The organism is Streptomyces sp. NPDC058665, from assembly GCF_042714995.1.
In the GTDB taxonomy this organism is placed as follows: Bacteria; Actinomycetota; Actinomycetes; order Streptomycetales; family Streptomycetaceae; genus Streptomyces.
Map to the genome: position 1 here is coordinate 17,078 of NZ_JBHXRX010000075.1, position 19,339 is coordinate 36,416.

The 19,339-nt window shown below is 70.3% G+C and carries 15 protein-coding genes; 7 read left to right on the forward strand and 8 right to left on the reverse strand.

The features are described 5' to 3' along the window. Positions 1-160 precede the first annotated feature (160 nt). Positions 161-1,318 carry a DMT family transporter gene (locus tag ACFWV8_RS33045; protein ID WP_384212800.1) on the forward strand — a complete coding sequence of 386 codons (1,158 nt, stop codon included), beginning with the start codon at positions 161-163 and terminating at the stop codon, positions 1,316-1,318. On the opposite strand, the gene ACFWV8_RS33050 is transcribed toward ACFWV8_RS33045, so the two are convergent. After that, positions 1,199-2,512, reverse strand: a complete 1,314-nt coding sequence (locus tag ACFWV8_RS33050) for a peptidoglycan DD-metalloendopeptidase family protein (protein ID WP_384212803.1) — start codon at positions 2,510-2,512, stop codon at positions 1,199-1,201. The two genes, ACFWV8_RS33045 and ACFWV8_RS33050, sit on opposite strands and share 120 nt — an antisense overlap. Positions 2,513-2,743: 231 nt before the next feature. Here ACFWV8_RS33050 and ACFWV8_RS33055 point away from each other — a divergent pair, with 231 nt between their 5' ends. Continuing rightward, positions 2,744-5,431: a glycoside hydrolase family 3 C-terminal domain-containing protein gene (locus ACFWV8_RS33055; RefSeq protein WP_384212806.1), complete on the forward strand. Its 2,688-nt coding sequence runs from the start codon at positions 2,744-2,746 to the stop codon at positions 5,429-5,431. Positions 5,432-5,447: 16 nt separating this feature from the next. Continuing rightward, positions 5,448-6,584: a LacI family DNA-binding transcriptional regulator gene (locus ACFWV8_RS33060; protein ID WP_384212813.1), complete on the forward strand. Its 1,137-nt coding sequence runs from the start codon at positions 5,448-5,450 to the stop codon at positions 6,582-6,584. A 25-nt stretch (positions 6,585-6,609) separates the two neighbouring features. Here ACFWV8_RS33060 and ACFWV8_RS33065 read toward each other — a convergent pair whose 3' ends face one another. Next, positions 6,610-7,956: an ROK family protein gene (locus ACFWV8_RS33065; protein WP_384212820.1), complete on the reverse strand. Its 1,347-nt coding sequence runs from the start codon at positions 7,954-7,956 to the stop codon at positions 6,610-6,612. Between the two features lie 140 nt (positions 7,957-8,096). Between ACFWV8_RS33065 and ACFWV8_RS33070 the strand changes: the two genes are divergently transcribed. The 4 genes from ACFWV8_RS33070 to ACFWV8_RS33085 are packed head-to-tail and all read left to right on the forward strand — an operon-like array spanning position 8,097 to position 12,717. Next, complete coding sequence (locus ACFWV8_RS33070) at positions 8,097-9,413, forward strand: extracellular solute-binding protein (RefSeq protein ID WP_384212826.1); 1,317 nt, start codon at positions 8,097-8,099, stop codon at positions 9,411-9,413. 10 nt (positions 9,414-9,423) lie between these two features. After that, a complete protein-coding gene (locus ACFWV8_RS33075) occupies positions 9,424-10,434 on the forward strand; it encodes a carbohydrate ABC transporter permease (protein WP_384212832.1) in 1,011 nt (336 codons plus the stop codon). Beyond that, the gene (locus tag ACFWV8_RS33080; RefSeq protein WP_384212837.1) at positions 10,424-11,302 is read left to right on the forward strand and encodes a carbohydrate ABC transporter permease; all 879 of its coding nucleotides are present in this window, start codon (positions 10,424-10,426) and stop codon (positions 11,300-11,302) included. Before ACFWV8_RS33075 ends, ACFWV8_RS33080 begins: the two co-directional genes overlap by 11 nt. Positions 11,303-11,361: 59 nt before the next feature. After that, positions 11,362-12,717 carry a GH1 family beta-glucosidase gene (locus ACFWV8_RS33085; RefSeq protein WP_384212873.1) on the forward strand — a complete coding sequence of 452 codons (1,356 nt, stop codon included), beginning with the start codon at positions 11,362-11,364 and terminating at the stop codon, positions 12,715-12,717. A 78-nt stretch (positions 12,718-12,795) separates the two neighbouring features. Here ACFWV8_RS33085 and ACFWV8_RS33090 read toward each other — a convergent pair whose 3' ends face one another. From ACFWV8_RS33090 to ACFWV8_RS33115, 6 genes are all read right to left on the reverse strand, one after another. After that, positions 12,796-13,740 (reverse strand): PfkB family carbohydrate kinase, encoded by a 945-nt coding sequence (locus tag ACFWV8_RS33090; RefSeq protein ID WP_384212840.1) that lies wholly within the window; start codon positions 13,738-13,740, stop codon positions 12,796-12,798. Further along, a complete protein-coding gene (locus ACFWV8_RS33095) occupies positions 13,737-14,726 on the reverse strand; it encodes a zinc-dependent alcohol dehydrogenase family protein (RefSeq protein ID WP_329378332.1) in 990 nt (329 codons plus the stop codon). The genes ACFWV8_RS33090 and ACFWV8_RS33095 overlap by 4 nt, the downstream gene beginning before the upstream one ends. Further along, the gene (locus tag ACFWV8_RS33100) at positions 14,723-15,640 is read right to left on the reverse strand and encodes a carbohydrate ABC transporter permease (RefSeq protein ID WP_384212847.1); all 918 of its coding nucleotides are present in this window, start codon (positions 15,638-15,640) and stop codon (positions 14,723-14,725) included. The genes ACFWV8_RS33095 and ACFWV8_RS33100 overlap by 4 nt, the downstream gene beginning before the upstream one ends. Then, complete coding sequence (locus ACFWV8_RS33105; protein WP_384212852.1) at positions 15,637-16,620, reverse strand: carbohydrate ABC transporter permease; 984 nt, start codon at positions 16,618-16,620, stop codon at positions 15,637-15,639. The genes ACFWV8_RS33100 and ACFWV8_RS33105 overlap by 4 nt, the downstream gene beginning before the upstream one ends. Next, on the reverse strand, positions 16,617-17,975 hold the full coding sequence (locus ACFWV8_RS33110) for a sugar ABC transporter substrate-binding protein (RefSeq protein ID WP_329378338.1): 1,359 nt from the start codon (positions 17,973-17,975) through the stop codon (positions 16,617-16,619). The genes ACFWV8_RS33105 and ACFWV8_RS33110 overlap by 4 nt, the downstream gene beginning before the upstream one ends. Before the next feature lie 164 nt (positions 17,976-18,139). Continuing rightward, positions 18,140-18,901 (reverse strand): DeoR/GlpR family DNA-binding transcription regulator, encoded by a 762-nt coding sequence (locus ACFWV8_RS33115; protein ID WP_189108449.1) that lies wholly within the window; start codon positions 18,899-18,901, stop codon positions 18,140-18,142. Positions 18,902-19,339 lie beyond the last annotated feature (438 nt).

Here is a 19,339-nt window from a genome sequence, read left to right on the forward strand (position 1 = left end):
CCCGTTCCGGAGCGCCGCGTGCCCCCGGCGACTCCACCCGAGGTCGGCGGCCACCGTCAGGGGAATGACTACGGCTCCACCGACGTACTACTACAGCAGTACGTCGGAATGCCGTCTTCAGGACGACGACTAATCGCACCTGGCGAGAGATCGTGGATATATGAGTGCACTCGCGCTGTCCGTGCTGCTGTCACTGGTCTCCGCGGTCGCGTACGCGGCCGGGGCGATCCTCCAGGAGCGCGTGGCGGCTGACACACCCGCCAGGCCCTACGCGCCCCTGCATCACGGCGTGTGGTGGGCCGCTGTGGCGTTGAACGGTGTGGGCGGACTTCTTCACGTCGTCGCGCTGGCGTACGGACCGCTCAGCCTCGTACAGCCGCTCGGTGCCCTGACGATCGTCTTCGCGCTGCCGATGGCGGCCGTCTTCGTCCGCCGCAAGGCGGGTGCCGCCGCCTGGCGCGGGGCGCTCCTGGCGACGCTCGGACTGGCCGGGCTGCTCGCACTGACCGGCTCCGCGGGCTCCCACTCGCTGGGCTCCGGTGAGCGGATGTTCGTGGCCGTCGCCACCGCCGGTGTGGTGGGCCTGCTGTTCCTGGTCGCGCAGGCCGTGAACCGTCCGGCTGTCCGCAGTGTGCTGCTGGCCGCCGCGGCCGGTGTCGCCTTCGGTATCTCCTCGGTGTTCACCAAGACCGTCGCCGTCGACTGGAGCGAGGGCACGTTCGGCGGTCAGGTGCCGAGCCTGCTGGTCATCGCGGTCCTGGCCGTGGCCGGGCTGCTGCTCTCGCAGGCCTCCTACCGAGGCGCGGGACTCGCCGCGCCCCTGGCCACGGTCACGGTCGTGAATCCGGTGGTCGCCGCCGCGGTCGGACTCACCCTGTTCAACGAGGGATTCCGGTACGGCCTGACGGGCGGCCTGCTCGCTCTGGGCTTCGGTGTGGTGACCGCCGGCGGACTGGTCCTCCTGACGACGGAGCGGCTCGCCGCGCAGACGGCGGCGGCTGCCGGGGAGCCCGCCCTCGGCGCCGAGGTCCCGGGCAGCGTCGCGGCGACGAGCAACGGGCAGGCCGGAGCCACGCGGGTCGAGCAGCGTCACGCCTGGGCGCACCCGGCCTCCTGGCACCGGCACCCGAGCCGACGCCAGGAGGCGCACAGGCCCGAGCACAAGGCCGTGCGCCACATCCTGCGGCGGACCGTCTCCTCAGAGGCGGACTCCGCCCGCCCTGAGGTAGGAGACGGGGTCGATGTCGGAGCCGTAGCCGGGCCCCGTTCGCATCTCGAAGTGGAGGTGCGGTCCGGTGCTGTTTCCGGTCGATCCTGACCGTGCGATGCGCTGGCCCGCGTTCACCTTCTGACCGTCACGCACGTTGAGCGCCGACAGGTGCGCGTACTGGCTGTACTTGCCGTCCCCGTGCCGGATGACGACCTGGTAGCCGTACGCCCCCTCCCAGCCCGCCGACACGACCGTGCCACCGGCCACGGCCTTCACCGACGTGCCTGTGGGGACGGGGAAGTCGACGCCGGTGTGGTAGCCGCTCGCCCAGGAGCCGGCCTGCCGGTACGGGGTGCCCGTGCCCGCGCTGACCGGCGCGCTGAAGCCGGACGACTGCTTGGGCTTCGACGCCTCCTGTTTGGGCCGCGGCTTCGACGCCTGCTGCTTGGGCTGCTGCCGGGGCTCTTCCTTCGGCTTCTCCGCCCGCGGTTCGGGCTTGGGCTTCTCGGCCTGCTTGGGCGGCTGCGCCTTCGCGGCGGGCTTCTTCGCCTGCTTCTCCGCCTCCTTGGGAGGGGCGGGCGCCTCGGCGGCCGGCTTGTCCTTCGAAGGGGCGGAGACGTGCAGGACGAGCTTCTGTCCGGGGAAGATCAGATCGGGGTCGCTGCCGATGACCCGGCGGTTCTCCTCGTACAGCCGCTGCCAGCCGCCCCGCAGTTCCCTGGAGGCCGCGATCCCGGAGAGCGAGTCGCCTCCCGCCACCGTGTAGCCCTCGCGCTCGGTCGGCACGGACGTGGGCGAGGCTGCCTTCTTGGGATCGCTCCGAGGGGCGCTCTTCGCCGAGTCGCCGGCCTTCCGGGCGGACGCGGTGTCCTGACCGCCCCGGGTGTCGCGGGCCTTGGCCGGTGACACGTCGGGGGCGTCGCCACCGCGTGTGAGTCCGGCCTCCACCGAGCAGTGGGGCCACGCCCGCGGTCCCTGGCCCTTGAGGACCTTCTCGGCTATCGCGATCTGCTGGTCCTTGGTGGCGAGGTCGGCGCGTGCCGCGTACTGCCCGCCGCCGAACGCCTCCCACGTGGACTGGCTGAACTGAAGCCCGCCGAAGTAGCCGTTGCCGGTGTTGATCTGCCAGTTGTTCGTGGACTCGCAGGCCGCGACCTTCTCCCAGGTGTTCACGGGAGCCGCGTTCGCCGTGCCCGCGCCGATGAGTGGCAGGGCGATGCCCGCGCCACCCGCCGTCACGGTGAGCGAAGCGCGGTTGATACGGCTCGGCTGGTATCTGCGGTGGCGACCGGTTGCGGCCATGGTCTCGGCTCCCCCACTGGCAGGTATGGACGTCTGGGACACGTCGCAATCGGTCAACTTAGGGCAGTCGCATGTGCAATGACAAGGGCTCACCCGGGGAGCCCACACGGCACGTGTGCGCCTGCCGTGCGTCGTCGCAGCCCAGGGGCCGGGATTGACAGCCGACGGACCGTCCGGCGAGTCTTGGGCAGTCGACGGGAGAGCGCTCTCCAACAGGATTGAAGGGGCGGTATGGCCGAGGACGAGACCGAGCGGCTGCTGGAGAAACTCGACACCGCGCAGAAGGTGCGTCTGCTGACGGGGGCCAGCAACTGGCGTACGTACGGCGAACCGGCCGTCGGGCTCCGTCCCCTGACAATGTCCGACGGACCGGCCGGCGTGCGCGGCGACGCCTGGGACGAACGGCGGACCTCTCTCGTCCTGCCGTCGCCGACCGCTCTCGCGGCCTCCTGGGACGCGGAGTTGGTGCGGGAGCTCGGCGGGCTCCTGGCCGCCGAGGCGCGTCGCAAGGGTGTCCAGGTGCTGCTGGCGCCGACCCTGAATCTGCACCGGTCGCCGCTGGGCGGGCGGCACTTCGAGTGCTTCTCCGAGGATCCGCTGCTGACCGCGCGTACGGGCGTCGCCTTCGTGACGGGCGTCCAGGAGGGCGGGGTGGCGGCCACGGCCAAGCACTTCGTGGCCAACGACGCGGAGACGGACCGGCTGCACGTCGATGTACGGGTGGACGAACGGACCCTGCGCGAGGTCTATCTGGCCCCGTTCGAGGCGGCTGTGGACGCCGGTGTCTGGGCGGTGATGTCCGCGTACAACAAGGTCAACGGCGACACGATGTCGGCGAGTTCGCTCCTGGAACTGCCGCTGAAGGGAGACCGGCCGGGGGATGCGAACGGACCGGCCGACGGGAGCGGGACGCCGTACGGCGGCTGGGGCTTCGACGGGCTGGTCGTCTCCGACTGGGGTGCGGTGCGCACCCTGCTCGACAGCGCACGCTCGGGCCAGGACCTCGCCATGCCGGGCCCGGACAGCCCCTGGGCGGCCGGACTGCTCGACGCCGTGAGGGCGGGCCTGATCGACGAGGCGCTGATCGACGACAAGGTACGACGGCTGCTCCGGCTCGCTCGCCGGGTGGGTGCGCTGGGGGGTGTCTTGTCGATCACGCCGGATCAGGGAGCGGGGGCTGGTGGCGTGCATCGCAAGGCGGAGGAGGGAGGCATGGCGGAGCCATGGCGACCGACGACAACGCGGCAAGGCGCGGTGCCAGGGACCGCGAGCCCGGCGAGATCGGCAAGACACCCCCGAGGGCCCGTCCGGCGGCTGTTGACCCCGCACACCGGGCAACGGGCCTTGCTGCGCCGGGCCGTCGCCGCCGGCACGGTCCTGCTGCGCAACGAGGGCGGCCTGCTGCCGCTGGATCCGGCCCGTACGCGCCGCGTCGCCGTCATCGGCCCGCACGCGGCGGACGTACGGATCCAAGGGGGCGGCAGCGCCGAGGTGTTCCCTTCCTCCGTGGTCACACCGCTGGAGGGGGTCGAGGCGGCGCTGGGCCGAGCCGCCGAGGTGACGTACACACCCGGCCTGCCGCCCCACACCCGCCCGCGCCCCCTCGCCCCGGCCTGGACGCGCGACCCGCGCGACGGTGAACCGGGCGTTCTCGTGACGCTGCTGGACGCCGAGGGTGCCGAACTGCACGCCGAACACCGGCTGTCGGGCCGCATCGTGGAACCGGCCCGCGTCCCCGGCGCCGTCACAGTGGAGATCCGCGCGCTCGTCCGCCCAACGGAGAGCGGCAGTTGGACGCTGGGGGTGGGCGGCTGGGGGCTCATCTCCCTGTCGGTGGACGGCCGGACGCTCCTGACGGGTGACTTCCCGCTCGACAGCGACGACCCCACCCGTGTGCATGTCTCCCCGCCCTACCGTTGCACGGAGGCCGAGTTGACCGAGGGCGTGGAGGCGGAGGTCGTGGCCCGGCGCCGGCTCGACCCGGGAACGGGTGTGGCCACCCTGCTGGCCGCCGCGCCCCCGCCGGGTGACACGGAGAGCGCTCTCGCCGCCGCCGTGGCCGCCGCGCGGGCGGCCGATGTCGCGGTGGTCGTGGTGGGCACGACCGAGGAGAGCGAGTCCGAGGGCCGTGACCGCGAGTCCCTGGCGCTGCCGGAGGGGCAGGACACGCTCGTACGGGCGGTGGCCCGCGCCAATCCGCGCACGGTGGTGCTGGTGAACTCGGGCGGCCCGGTCGCGCTGCCCTGGCACCGTGACGTACCCGCGCTGCTCCTCACCTGGTTCCCGGGCCAGGAGGCCGGACACGGCCTGGCCGACGTGCTGTTCGGCGCCGCCGAGCCCGGCGGGCGGCTGCCGACGACCTGGGCGCTGGCCCAGGAGGACGTCCCGGTGCTGGAGACCCGGCCGCGCGGCGGGCGCCTTCTATACGAGGAGGGCGTCCACATCGGCCACCGCGCGTGGCTGCGGGCCGGGGCGGAGCCCGCGTACTGGTTCGGCCACGGGCTCGGCTACACCACGTGGGAGTACGAGGAGTTGGAGGCGCCGGACACCGTGCGCGGGTCCGGGGAGGCCGTCGACGTACGCGTACGGCTGCGCAACACCGGCCCGCGCAGGGGCCGTGAGGTCGTCCAGGTCTATCTGGCCCGCCCGGACACGGCGGTCGACCGGCCGGTGCGCGTGCTGGCGGGTTACGCGGCGGTCGAGGCCGGTCCCGGCGAGGAGGCCGTGGCGACCGTACGGCTCGGGGCGCGGGCGCTGTCGCACTGGTCGACGGAGCACGGCCGCTGGGAGACGGAACCGGGCAAGTTCACGCTCCTGGCGGGGTCTTCGTCGGGAGAACTGCCGCTGCGCGCGACTCTCACGGTGCGGGCGACAGGGCCGCTCACGGCGGGTCCGTCGATGGAGAGCGCTCTCCGCTGATGCTATAAATACGCTCATGACGGAGGATTCACGAGCGGCCGGCGCGCCCACGCTGGAGGACGTCGCCAAGGCGGCAGGAGTCTCGCGCGCCACCGTCTCCCGCGTCATCAACGGTGTGCGCAACGTCGATCCGGTGATCCAGGCGGCCGTACGGGACGCGGTGGCGGTCACTGGTTACACACCGAACCGCGCAGCCCGCTCGCTGGTCACCCGCAAGGCGGACTCGATCGCCCTGGTGGTCTCGGGCGCGGGGGACGACCCGCCGCCGGTCGCCGCGACGGCGGGGCCCTCGGTGTCCGCCGCCCCGGGGAGCCGCGGGGGTGACGGGGAGAGCGCCGGATTCGGCGGCGGTGTGGGCTCGTTCATGACCGAGGTCTTCGCCGACCCGTTCTTCGGCCGGGTGGTGACGGGCGTCGTCAACTTCCTGCGTCCGCGCGGGATTCACCCGGTGCTCATGTTCGCCGAGACCTCTCGCACGCGGGACGAGGTGGTGTCGTACCTCCGTCAGGGCAGCGCCGACGGCGCCTTGGTCGTCTCGACCCACGCGGAGGACCCGCTGCCCGCGCTCATCACGGACGCCGGTCTGCCCGCCGTGCTGTACGCGCGCCCCGCCCGTCCGGTACGGATCAGCTATGTCGACCTGGCCCACCAGGACGGCGCCCGGCTGGCCGCCGAGCATCTGCTGGCCCGCGGCTGCCGGCGGATCGCGACGATCGCGGGACCGTTCGACGTACCGGCGGGCCAGGACCGGCTGGCGGGCTTCCGGGACACGATGGCCCGGCACGGGCATCCGTACATCCCCGTCGCCGAGGGCGAGTTCACCGAGGAGAGCGGCGCCTCGGCGATGGAGCGGCTGCTCGCCGAACACCCGGATCTGGACGGGCTGTTCGCGGCGAACGACCTGATGGCGGTGGGGGCGTGTCAGGTGCTGCGCGAGCGGGGACTGCGGGTGCCGGAGGACGTCGCGGTGATCGGCTTCGACGACAGCCGCGCGGCGGCGTCCTGCCGCCCCCCGCTGACGACGGTGCGTCAGCCGGTGGAGGACATGGCGGCGGAGATGGCGCGACTGCTGCTGGACAGACTGTCCCGCCCCGACCGTCCGGTGACATCGGTGATCTTCGAACCCACCCTGGTCGTCCGGGCGTCGGCCTGACCGTTCCGACGCGCCCTGCGGCCCGTCAGGGCTTCGTCTCCAGCGTCGGTGGTGTGGTGCGTGACCACCGGTCCGCCGGCACCACCCCGCGCGTGCTCCCCGGCCGAGCCGTCTCGTCCGGCAACGGCCGTGTCCCCCCGCGCGCCAGGAAGTCCGACAGCGGCAGCGTCGCCGCGCCGACCGTCACCGCGTCGGGGCCGAGGCGCCCCAACTCGACGGTCGTCCGCGCCCCTGTGTGCCGCAGCGCGTACTCGCGCGCGTAGCGGCGGATGTCCGGCAGCAGGTGCGGGCCGATCTGGAGACCGGCCCAGCCGCCGAGCAACACCCGTTCGGGCAGGAACAGGTTGATCAGGTCGGCGACGGCCGCGCCGAGGCATTCCGCCGTCTCGTCGAGCAGTGACACCGCGACCTGGTCGGGCGCCGGACCGCCCGGCGGCGGGAAGGCCGCGGCCAGCAGGGCCGCGAGGGCCGTCTCGTCGTCCGCGTCGGCGGGGAGCGGACCGCCCGCCTCCTGCCAGCGTTCGCGCATCGCCTCCGCGCCCGCGTACGCCTCCAGACAGCCGATGGAACCACAGCGGCAACGACGTCCACGCAGCTGCACGGTGGTGTGGCCCCATTCGAGGGCGCTGCTGCGGTGGTTCCCGTCGAGCGCGCCGTCTTCGCCACCGTGAATCACGCTCGCGCCGACTCCTGAACCGATGAGTGCGATGGCCGCCGTCCCCGCGCCCCGGCCGCCGCCGAACCACATCTCGGCCTGGCCCAGGGTCTTCGCGCCGTTGTCGATGAAGAGCGGGACCTCGTCCGGTATATCGACGGCCGTGCGCAGCAGTTTCTCGAAGGGAACGGCGGCCCAGCCCATGGTCTGTCCGTGCACGACCGCGCCCTCGGGGCCTTCGCGCTCGATGATGCCGGGGACGCCGATGCCGATGCCGAGGAGTTCGCGCGGGTCGGCCCCGGCGTCCCGCAGGACGTGGGCGACGCCGGTGCGGACGTGCGCGACGATACGTTCCACGTCGTGGCCGTGCTGCGCCAACAGCCGTTCGGTGCGGGCGAGTTCGGTCAGGGAGAGGTCGAAGAGCTCGACGCGGACGCGGGTCTCGCCGATGTCGATGCCGATGAGGAGCGCGCCGCCGGGGGCGACACGCAGCAGCGTGCGCGGTCTGCCGCCGTCGGAGTCGACCACTCCGGCCTCCTCCAGGAGGCGCTCGGCGGCGAGTTCGGTGACGACGTTGCTGATGGAACCTGAACTCAGACCGGTCGCGGGACCGAGCTCCTGACGGCTCAGGGGCCCGTTGAAATACAACCGTTGCAACACCCTCGCCCGGTTGCCCCGGCGCAGGTCACGCACTGTTCTTCTGTCCCGTTCGGCCATGGTGCTCCTTCCCAGCAGGCAACATACCCCGGCCCCAGACCTTGACGCGACCTTCCCTCACCTCTTAAATCACGACATAAATTAAGCCGTGAGGCCGTGTTCGACTCTCGAACGCGGCCACCCCGGAAAGGGGCCGTTCCATGCGCCGAACCAGAGCCGCAGCAGCCATCACCCTTGTCACCGCACTCGCCGCCACCGTCACCGGATGCGGCGGCGGTACGTCCACCGACGAGGGCGGCAGCAACGACTCACCGAAGACGCTCACCTACTGGGCTTCGAACCAGGGCCCGAACATCGAGGCGGACAAGAAGATCCTCACTCCCGAGCTGAAGAAGTTCGAGAAGGAGACGGGGATCAAGGTCAAGCTCGAAGTGGTGCCGTGGTCCGACCTGCTCACCCGGATCCTGGCGGCCACCACGTCCGGCCAGGGCCCGGACGTTCTCAACATCGGCAACACCTGGTCGGCCTCGCTCCAGGCGACCGGCGCGCTGCTGCCCTGGGACGACAAGAACTTCGAGGCGATAGGCGGCCGGGACCGCTTCGTCGACTCGGCCGTCGCGTCCGCCGGTGCGGAGGGGCAGCCGCCGACGGCCGTACCGCTGTACTCGCTCGCGTACGCGCTCTACTACAACAAGCAGATGTTCGCGGACGCCGGTATCGACGGACCGCCCGCCACCTGGGACGAGTTGGTCGCCGACGGCAAGAAGCTGTCCAAGGACGGCAAGTGGGCGCTGGGCGCCGAGGGCGGCAATCTGTCGAACAACATCCACCAGGTCTTCGCGCTCGGCCAGCAGCACGGCGACGACTTCTTCGACGCGTCCGGCAAGCCGACGTTCACCACCGACGGCAATGTGGCCGCCGTGAAGCAGTACATCGACTTCATGGCCAAGGACAAGATCATCGCCCCGGGCAACGCGGAGTACGCCCAGAACCAGTCGCTGACCGACTTCGCCAAGGGCAAAACCGCGATGGTGCTGTGGCAGGCCGCCGCATCGACGTTCGCCTCGCAGGGCATGAAGCCCGAGGACTGGGGCGCGGCCCCCGTGCCCGTGCCGTCCGGCGCACCCGGCACCGGCGAGCAGGTGAACTCCATGGTCGCCGGCATCAACATCGCCGTCTTCAAGAGCACCAAGAACATCGAAGGCGCCAAGAAGTTCGTCGAGTTCATGACGAGCGACGCCGAGCAGAAGCTCCTCAACAAGACCTACGGCTCCATCCCGCCCGTCGCCGCCGCCCAGTCCGACCCGGCGTTCGCCGCGCCCGACCTGAAGGTCCTGCGCGACACCCTCGCGGGCAGCGCCGCGCCGCTCCCCCAGGTGCCCGAGGAGTCGCAGTTCGAGACCGCCGTCGGCACCGCCGTCAAGGACCTGTGGGCGGACGCCGCCTCAGGGACCCCGGTGACCACCGAGTCCGTCAAGAAGCGGCTGGACAAGGCCCAGCAGCAGATGCAGCAGTGAGGCACCGCCCATGACGTCCACCGTGACTCCCCCCGTACGCGAGTCGGGCAGCGGTGCGGACCAGGGCGACGGGGGCGCGCGGCGGCGACGGCTGCCGCGCATCCCCGACCGGATCCGCCAGGGCGGGCTGCCCTACCTGCTGCTGCTCCCGGCCGTCCTGCTCGAACTGCTCGTGCACATCGTCCCGATGGTCATCGGGATCGTGATGAGCTTCCGCGAACTGACCCAGCTCTACATCAACAACTGGGGCAACGCTCCGTGGCGGGCCTTCGACAACTACAAGATCGCCGTCGACTTCGACGCCCCGCTCGGCGAGGCGCTGCTCCACTCGTTCTACGTCACCTGTCTCTTCACGGTCATCACGGTCGGCCTCTCCTGGCTGTTCGGCATGGCCGCGGCCGTGACGCTCCAGGAGAACTTCCGCGGCCGGGGCCTGTTGCGGGCGGTCTTCCTCACGCCCTACGCCCTGCCGGTGTACGCCGCGGTCATCACCTGGGCGTTCATGTTCCAGCGCGACAACGGCATGATCAACCATGTCCTGCACAACCAGCTCGGCCTCACCGACGAGCCGTCCTTCTGGCTGATCGGTGACAACAGCTTCATCGCACTCGTCGTCGTCGCCGTCTGGAAGTCCTGGCCGTTCGCCTTCCTGATGCTGATGGCGGGGCTCCAGAACATCCCGCGCGAACTCTACGAGGCGGCGTCCATCGACGGCGCGGGCATCTGGCAGCAGATCCGCAAGATCACCCTGCCGTCGCTGCGCCCGGTCAACCAGGTGCTGGTGCTGGTGCTGTTCCTGTGGACGTTCAACGACTTCAACACGCCGTACGTCCTGTTCGGCGAGTCGGCGCCCGAGGCCGCCGACCTCATCTCGATCCATATCTACCAGTCGTCGTTCGTCACCTGGAACTTCGGCACGGGCTCCGCGATGTCCGTCCTGCTGCTGCTCTTCCTGCTGCTGGTCACGGCGGTCTATCTGGTGGCCACCTCGCGCGGAAGGAAGGGCTCCGGTGCCGTCTAAGGCCCTGGCCGACAAGGCCAGATCTCCTCTCGCTCCTCCGGCTTCCTTCCGCTGGACGCGCCGGATCATCCTGGCGTTCCTCACCGCCTTCGCCCTGCTGCCCGTCTATGTGATGGTCAGCAGTTCACTGAAGCCGCTGGAGGACGTGACCGACACGTTCCAGTGGATCCCCTCCGAGATCACGATCCGCCCGTACTTCGACATCTGGGACACCGTCCCGCTCGCGCACTACTTCATGAACTCCCTTCTCGTGGCGGGTGCGGCGACGGTGCTGTCGGTGACGATCGCGGTGTTCTCCGCGTACGCCGTGAGCCGCTACCGGTTCAGGGGCAAGCGCGTCTTCACCGTGACGGTGCTCTCCACGCAGATGTTCCCGGGCATCCTCTTCCTGCTCCCGCTGTTCCTGATCTTCGTCAACATCGGCAACAGCACGGGCGTCGCCCTCTACGGGTCGCGCGGCGGGCTCATCCTGACCTATCTGACGTTCTCGCTGCCCTTCTCCATCTGGATGCTGATCGGGTACTTCGACTCCATCCCGAGGGATCTGGACGAGGCGGCGATGGTGGACGGCTGCGGTCCGTTCGGCGCGCTGTTCCGGGTGGTCGTGCCTGCCGCGATCCCCGGGATCGTGGCCGTGGCGGTCTACGCGTTCATGACGGCCTGGGGAGAGGTCCTCTTCGCGTCCGTGATGACGAACGACGAGACGCGCACGCTCGCCGTCGGTCTCCAGGGCTACGCGACCCAGAACGACGTGTACTGGAACCAGATCATGGCGGCCTCGCTCGTCGTCAGCGTGCCGGTCGTCGCCGGATTCCTGCTTCTCCAGCGCTATCTCGTGGCGGGTCTGACGGCGGGCGCGGTGAAGTGACGCACCGTCACGTGAATGCTCGTCAGAATCCTCAAGTGCCCTCTCCGGAAAGGCAGTCCGTGAACGAACTCAACGCCCTCCCCCACGATTTCGTCTGGGGCGTCGCCACCGCCGCCTACCAGATCGAGGGCGCCGTCGCCGAGGACGGCCGCTCCCCCTCGATCTGGGACACCTTCTCGCACACCCCCGGTGCCGTCGACAACGGCGACACCGGGGACATCGCCTGCGACCACTACCACCGGGTCCCCGAGGACATCGGGCTGATGAAGCGCCTCGGCGTCGGTTCGTACCGCTTCTCGCTGGCCTGGCCGCGCGTCGTCCCCGGCGGCGACGGGCCGGTGAACGAGCCCGGGATCGGCTTCTACGACCGGCTGGTGGACAGCCTGCTGGAGGCGGGCATCACCCCGTTCGCCACCCTCTACCACTGGGATCTCCCGCAGACGCTCCAGGACCGCGGCGGCTGGCCCGCCCGCGAGACGGCCGAGCACTTCGCCGCCTACGCCTCCGTCGTCGCCGAGCGCCTGGGCGACCGGGTGACCGACTGGGCGACGCTCAACGAGCCGCTCTGCTCCGCCTGGATCGGCCATCTGGAAGGCACGATGGCGCCGGGGCTGACAGATCTCAAGGCCGCCGTGCACGCCTCGTACCATCTGCATCTCGGTCATGGACTCGCCGTCCAGGCGATCCGCGCGGCCTCCTCCGGCGCCCGGATCGGCATCGTCAACAACCTCAGCCCGATCGAGCCGGCCACCGACCGCGAGGCGGACCGGGCGGCGGCCGTACGGGCCGACGGCCATGTCAACCGCTGGTGGCTGGACCCCGTCCACGGGCGCGGCTACCCACAGGACATGCTCGATCTGTACGGGGTGGAGCTGCCCGAGCGCCCGGGGGACCTGGAGACCATCGCCGCGCCGCTGGACTGGCTGGGGCTGAACTACTACTTCCGCCAGGTCGTCGCCGACGACCCGGCCGGGCCCGCGCCGTACGCCAAGCAGGTCTATCTGCCCGGCGTACGCCACACGGCCATGGACTGGGAGGTGCACGCGGACGGCCTGGAGACGCTGCTGCTTCGGCTGACCAGGGAGTACGGCGCACAGCGCGTGTACGTCACCGAGAACGGCTCGGCGTATCCGGACGTCCTGCTGGACGACGGGACGGTCGACGATCCGGAGCGCACCCGCTACTTGGAGGAGCATCTGGAGGCCTGCGCACGCGCCGTACGCAAGGGGGTGCCGCTCGCCGGGTACTTCGCCTGGTCGCTGCTGGACAACTTCGAGTGGGCCTACGGCTACGACAAGCGGTTCGGCCTCGTCCATGTCGACTACGCGTCGCAGCGAAGGACGATCAAGTCGAGCGGGTACCGGTACGCCGAGATCATCCGCCAGTTGGCGGGCCGGAGTCACAAGGCGGCCTGAGCGGACCGTCGCGGGCAGCGGTCTCGGCCGCTGCCCGCGATCGGCGTCGCTCAGTGAATTGACGGTGCGTCAGACATGCTAGGGCAGGGATGGTTCGGTGCCCGCCTGGGCGACCACAGAGGCCGCCACCCGCGAGGCGAAGCCCAGCATCTCCTCGGCGAGCGCGGGGGTGAACTCCCTTGCCCCGCCCGGGTGGACGCCGCGCGAGACCATCCAGGTGATCATGGCAGCCATGAACGCGTCGCCCGCGCCGATGGTGTTGACCACCTCGACCCGCACGGCCGGCACGGACACGGGTTCTGCCGAGCCCGTGTAGGCCGTACTCCCCCGCGATCCCCTGGTCAGAACGACCAGCCGGCCGCCGGCGGCGAGCCTGCGGCAGGTCTCGTCGGGCGTCGAGTCCGGCCATAGGCGCGCCAGGTCCTCGTCGCTGGCTTTGACGACCTGGCCCAGCTCGCACAGTTCGCGCAGCAGCCGGGCCCCTTCCGCCGCGTCGAGCGTACGGTCCTCGCGCACGTTCGGGTCCACCACCAGCAGCGGGCCGCCGGCCGCCGCCGCGCGCGCCGTCAGCGCCACGGCCGAGGCCGCGGGCTCGACGACGGCGGCCAGGCCGCCCACGTACACGGCGGCGAACCGCTCCACGTCCATGCGGCGCGGCAGTTGGAAGGTCGCCGTGTCCTGGAGGTGGAAGTGGTAGCCGGTGCCCTCGGGGCCCGGGTCCGCGACGGCCAGCGCCGTGGGGAGGTCCGGCCGGGCGCAGAGGCCGAGCTCGACTCCCGCCGAGACCAGCCGCCGCTCGATCGACCGGGCGAACCCGTCGCTCCCGAGGGCGCCGGCGAACCAGCTCGGCGTGGAGAGCCGGGCCAGTCCGGTGGCCACGTTCGCGGGGGCGCCGCCCGGCTGGGCCAGGTGCGCCTCCGCGTCGCCGGCCGTGGGCACCAGGTCGATCAGGGCCTCGCCGAGCACCAGGACGGCGCCGGGCCCCGGTACGGGATCCGGTGCCGCGCCGGGAGCTTCGGTCACGGCTCCACCACGATCTTGCGTCCCTGGCCCGCCTGGAACCGCTCGATCGCCTGCGGGTACTGCTCCAGCGGCAGCCGGTCGCTGATGAACACCGCCGGGTCCAGGACACCGGTGGCGAACAGCGCGGCGGCCCGCTCGAAGCTGTGCAGCACCGCCATCGAGCCGGTGATGGTGATCTCCTGGTTGTAGATCTTGTACGGCTCGATGACCGCCGTCGTCGCGTAGTCGGCGACGCCGAACTGAAGGAACGTGCCCCCCTTCGCGACCCGGCCGAGGCCGTCCTGGATGGCGCCCGCGTTGCCGGTCGCGTCGATGACGACGTCCCAGCCGCCCGGCCGCTCGAACTCCTCGGCCGAGGCGCCCGACCGGGAACAGCCGAGCTTGGAAGCGGTGGCCAGCCGCTCGGGGTTGATGTCCAGGACGTCGACCGCGGCGGCGCCGGTGCGCTTGGCCAGCTCCAGCATCATCAGGCCCATCGTGCCCGAGCCGTAGATCAGCACCTCGGCGCCGAGCGTGCTGCTCAGCACGTCGTAGCCGCGTACGGCGCAGGACAGCGGCTCGATGAGCGCCGCGTCCCGTACGTCCACATGGTCCGGGAGCTTGACGCAGTTGGCGACGGGCGCCACGGCGAACTCGGCGGCGCCGCCGGGGACGGAGACCCCGATCGCGTTCCACCGGTCGCAGAGGTTGCCGCGCCCGGCCCGGCAGTAGCGGCACTCGTGACAGTGCAGGGACGGGTCGACGGCGACCTTGTCGCCCACCGCCAGCTCCGTGACCTCCGAACCGATGCCCACGATCTCGCCGGCGAACTCATGGCCCGGGAGGATCGGCAGGGTCGGCGCGAACTCGCCCTGGAGGATGTGCAGATCGGTGCCGCAGATGCCGCAGGAGGCGACGGACACGACGACGTCACGCGGGCCCGGGGTCGGATCGGGGACCGTGGTGACGGACACCTTGCCGACACCTTCGACGATCGCTGCCCTCATTTGACGGCTCCAAGAGAGAGGCCCTGGACGAGTTTGTCCTGGGCGGCGAAGCCGGCGGCGAGCACCGGCAGTGACACGACGACGGAAGCGGCGCACAGCTGGGCGAGGAAGAGGCCCTGGCTGGTGACGAATCCGGTCAGGAAGACGGGCGCTGTCTGCGCTGTCACGCCGGTGAGGACCCGGGCGAAGAGCAGTTCGTTCCAGCTGAAGATGAAGCAGATCAGCGCGGTGGCGGCGATACCGGGGGCGGCGACGGGTGCCACGACCCGGATCAGAACGGTGTGCAGCCGGGCGCCGTCCACCTGTGCGGCCTCGATGATGGAGACCGGCACGTCCGCGAGGAAGGACTGCATCATCCAGACCGCGATCGGCAGATTCATCGAGGTGTAGAGGATGACGAGCAGCCAGATGTTGTCCAGCATCCCGATGTTCTTGGCGAACAGATACACCGGCAGCAGTCCGGCGACGACCGGCAGCATCTTCGTGGAGAGGAAGAAGAACATCACGTCCGTCCACTTGCGGACGGGCTTGATGGACAGCGCGTACGCCGCCGGCAGCGCCAGTACGAGGACGAACAGGGTCGAGAACAGGGATGCCGTCACCGAGTTGATGAGCGGCGGCCAGGGGCTCGCCCCGCCGTCCGCGCCGAAGAAGTTGCTGTAGTTGTCGAAGGTGAGCGGCGCGGTGAGGGACGGCGGGTTGGTCGCCGCGTCCGCCTCGGAGTGCAGGGACGTGAGGAACATCCACAGCGCCGGGAAGCAGAACACCACGCCGACCACCCAGGCCAGCAGGCCGAGCGCCGTGGAGCGCCGCTTGGCGCGCCGGGCCGCGGGGCCGTAGGTGTCGGTGTGCTGGGCAGAGGTGGACGCCTTGCCGGGGGCGTCGGCGGTCTTCGGTGCGGAGAGTGTGCTCATGCGCGCCCCGCCTCCTCGCTGAAGAGGGACGAGACGACGCGCAGGGCGAAGGTCGCGATCACGATGGTGCCGATCACGACGACCACGCCTGCCGCGGACGCCAGTCCGTACTCGTGAGCCTGGTAGAAGGTCTGGTAGATGGTGTACGGGAGGTTGGCCGTGCCGAGTCCGCCCGCGGTGATGGTGAACACGGCGTCGAAGTTCTGCACGATGTAGATCGAGCCGAGCAGGACGCCCAGTTCGAGGTAGCGGCGCAGATGCGGCAGGGTCAGGAAGGCGAACATCTGCCAGGCGTTCGCGCCGTCCAGGCGCGCTGCCTCCATCATGTCCAGCGGCCGGCTCTGCAGCCCGGCCAGCAGGATGAGCATCATGAACGGCGTCCACTGCCAGACGAGCGACGCCTCGACGGCGAGCAGCGGCATGTCCGAGATCCAGTCGGGCTGTGAGGCGTTCTCGACCCCGAACAGTCCGGTGAACCAGGCCCAACCGCCGTTCAGCAGGCCGTACTCGGGGTTGTAGAGCACATGCTTCCACAGCAGCGCGGCCGAGACGGGCACCAGCAGGAACGGGGTGATGAGCAGCGTACGGACAAGGCCGCGGCCCATGAACTTGCGGTCGAGCAGCAGGGCGAGCAGCAGTCCGAGCACCACGCTGGCGATCACCACGGTGGCGGTGAGCAGCATCGTGGTGAACACCGAGTCACGCAGGTCCGCGTCGGTGAAGACGGAGCCGTAGTTGTCGAGCCCGGAGAAGCTGCGGGCGTCCGGGTTGAGCGAGTTCCAGTCGAACAGCGAGATGAACAGCGTTGCCACGAAGGGCAGTTGGGTGACGGCTATCAGAAAGATAAGAGCCGGGAGGAGGGGAGCACGGGTGGCCCAGGCGCGCGCCCCGCCGGACCGGGGTCCCGCCGGGGGGCGGGACTTGGCCGGCGGGGACTGGCCCGGTGGGGCGGGCGGTGCGGCGCTGACAGAAGTGCTCACCGGTACTCCTCGGCAACCTTCTCGGCGAGCTTCTGGGAAGCTTCCAGGGCCTCGTCGACCGACTGGCGGCCGGCGATGGCCTCGCTGATCTCCTGCGAGACCTTCGTGCCGAGGTCGGTGAACTCGGGGATGCCGACGAACTGGATACCGACGGTCGGACGGGGCTGGGTGCCGGGGTCACGCGGGTTGGCGCTGGAGATGGCTTCCGATGTGACATCCGCGAACGCGGCCGCTTCCTTGCGGTAGTCGGCGTTCATGTACGTCGAAGCGCGCTTGCCCGCCGGGACGTTGGCCCAGCCGATCTCCTTGCCGACGAGCTGCTCGTACTCCTTGCTGGACGCCCAGGAGATGAACTTCCAGGCGCTCTCGGTGTTCTTGGACGCCTTCTGCATGCCCCAGGCCCAGGTGTAGAGCCAGCCGGAGCTGTCCGTCTTGTCGACCGGGGCAGGCACATAGCCGATCTTGCCCTTGACCGGGGAGTCCTTGGCCTCCAGCGAGCCCGCGCCCGCCGTGGCGTCGTACCACATCGACGTCTTGCCCTGCGTCATGTTGTTCAGGCACTCGGCGTAGCCGGCCTGCGGTGCGCCCGCCTCGCCGTGTTCACGTACGAGGTCGACATAGAACTTGGTGGCCTTCTTGAATTCGGGCGAGGTCAGCTGCGCCTTCCAGTCCTGGGTGAACCAGGTGCCGCCCATGGTGTTGACGACGGTCGTGAGCGGGGCGATGACCTCGCCCCAGCCCGGCAGACCGCGCAGACAGATGCCCTTCATGCCCTTCTGGGCGCCGTCGGTCTTGGCGGCGAGGTCGGCGACCTCCTGCCAGGTGGGGTTGGGGGGCATCGTCAGCTTCTTCTCGGCGAAGACGTCCTTGCGGTACATGAGGAAGGACGACTCGCCGTAGAACGGCTGGCCGTAGAGCTTGCCGTCCTCGGCGGTCAGGGAGTCCCGGAGCGGCTTGAGGATGTCGCCCTGGTCGAACGCCTTGTCCTTCTCGGCGTACTCGTCGAGCGTGTGCAGCCAGCCGTTCTTCGCGAAGAAGGGCACCTCGAAGTTGCTGATGGTCGCGACGTCGTACTGGCCGGCCTGGTTGGAGAAGTCCTGGCTGATCTTGTCGCGGACGTCGTTCTCCGGCAGGACGGTGAAGTTGACCTTGATGCCGGTGTCCTTGGTGAAGTTCGCGGCGGTCAGCTTCTGGAGTTCCACCATCTGCGGGTTGTTGACCATCAGCACGTTGACCGTCTCACCGTCCTCGGAGGTGGTGCCGCCCGCGCCGCTGCATCCGGCGAGGAGTGCCGTCAAGGCCGCTCCCACGCCCACACGTACGCCTATGCCACGTCGTCGCTGCTGGAGGGGCATGAGTTTCTCCTGATCATTCGGTTGCGGGTGTCGCTGAGAGATGGGTGTGAGGGGTGGGAATGTCTGAGGGATTCGGGGTGGGGAAGATCTTGGTGGGGGCGTGAGGCCGTACGGGGCCCGCCCCCTGGCCGCCTCGGCGGGGGTCGAAGAACGGGTGGGGCGCGTCAGACGCGGATGACCTGGGGGCCGAGCAGCGAGTAGCGCTGCGCCTCCGCCGACGGGAGTCCGACGTCGGTGACGATCGTCTCGAAGTCACCGACATCGGCGAACCGGCAGAAGCTCACCGCGCCGAACTTGGTGTGAATGCCGGCGAACACCTTCCGGCGGGCGCTGCGCATGGCCTGGGCCTTCACCTCACTGACGGCCGGGTCGGGGGTGGTCAGCCCGTACTCGCGCGAGATGCCGTTCGCGCCGACGAACGCCAGGTCGATGACGAAGTCGGAGAGCATCCGGATCGCCCAGTGGTCGACGGTGGCGAGGGTGCCGCCGCGCACCCGGCCGCCGAGCAGCAGGACGGCGATCTTCTCGGCGTCGGCGAGTCCGTTGGCGACCGCCAGGGACGCGGTGACGACGGTCAGCGGCCGGTCCCTGGGCAGGGCCTCGGCGACGAGCTGGGGGGTGAAGCCCTCGTCGATGAAGACCGTTTCCGCGTCGCCGATGAGATCGGCGGCGGCGACGGCGATGCGTGACTTCTGCGGTACGAGGCGGGTGGTCCGGACCGCGAGGGTCGTCTCGTAGCCGGCGCTCTCGACGGGATAGGCGCCGCCGTGGGTACGCCGCAGAAGGCCGTGCTCCTCCAGGGCGTGCAGGTCGCGCCGGACGGTCTCCTTGGCCACGCTCAACTTGGCGGCCAAGGCGGTGACTTCCACCGACCCGTCACGTCGGGCGATCTCAAGAATCTCTCGTCGGCGTTCGTCCGTGTCCACGACACACACTTCCCTGCTCTGCTGCGGCTCAGCACCCGTTCGGGCTCATGGGTCGTTTCTACAAGCAAGAGCCCCGGCTCGACCAGGCTCTTCGCTGCTTTGAGTGTGACCGTTCATGCCCGATTGCTCGTTTGCGTATGTGCTGGTCGTACGGGGGATGCCGCACCCCGACGCCCGTTTCCGTGCCCGTTTGACGCCGATCGACGCCCGAACGGCGCCCGAAGCGGTGGGTCGGCTTCCGGAGCTCGGCCGGCTAAACGTGAGCTGCGTCCCGTCCGACCCCCCAAAACGGGCGCCCAAACGGGCAGGGAAACATGTACCGACCATGTAGGGACCGACGCGCGTATCGCCCATGGACCACCGGCGACGGTGCCCGGCCGGGCACCGTGACTCGGGCACGCCGAAGCCGCGGCGGGTCACGGAGACGGACTCCGTGAC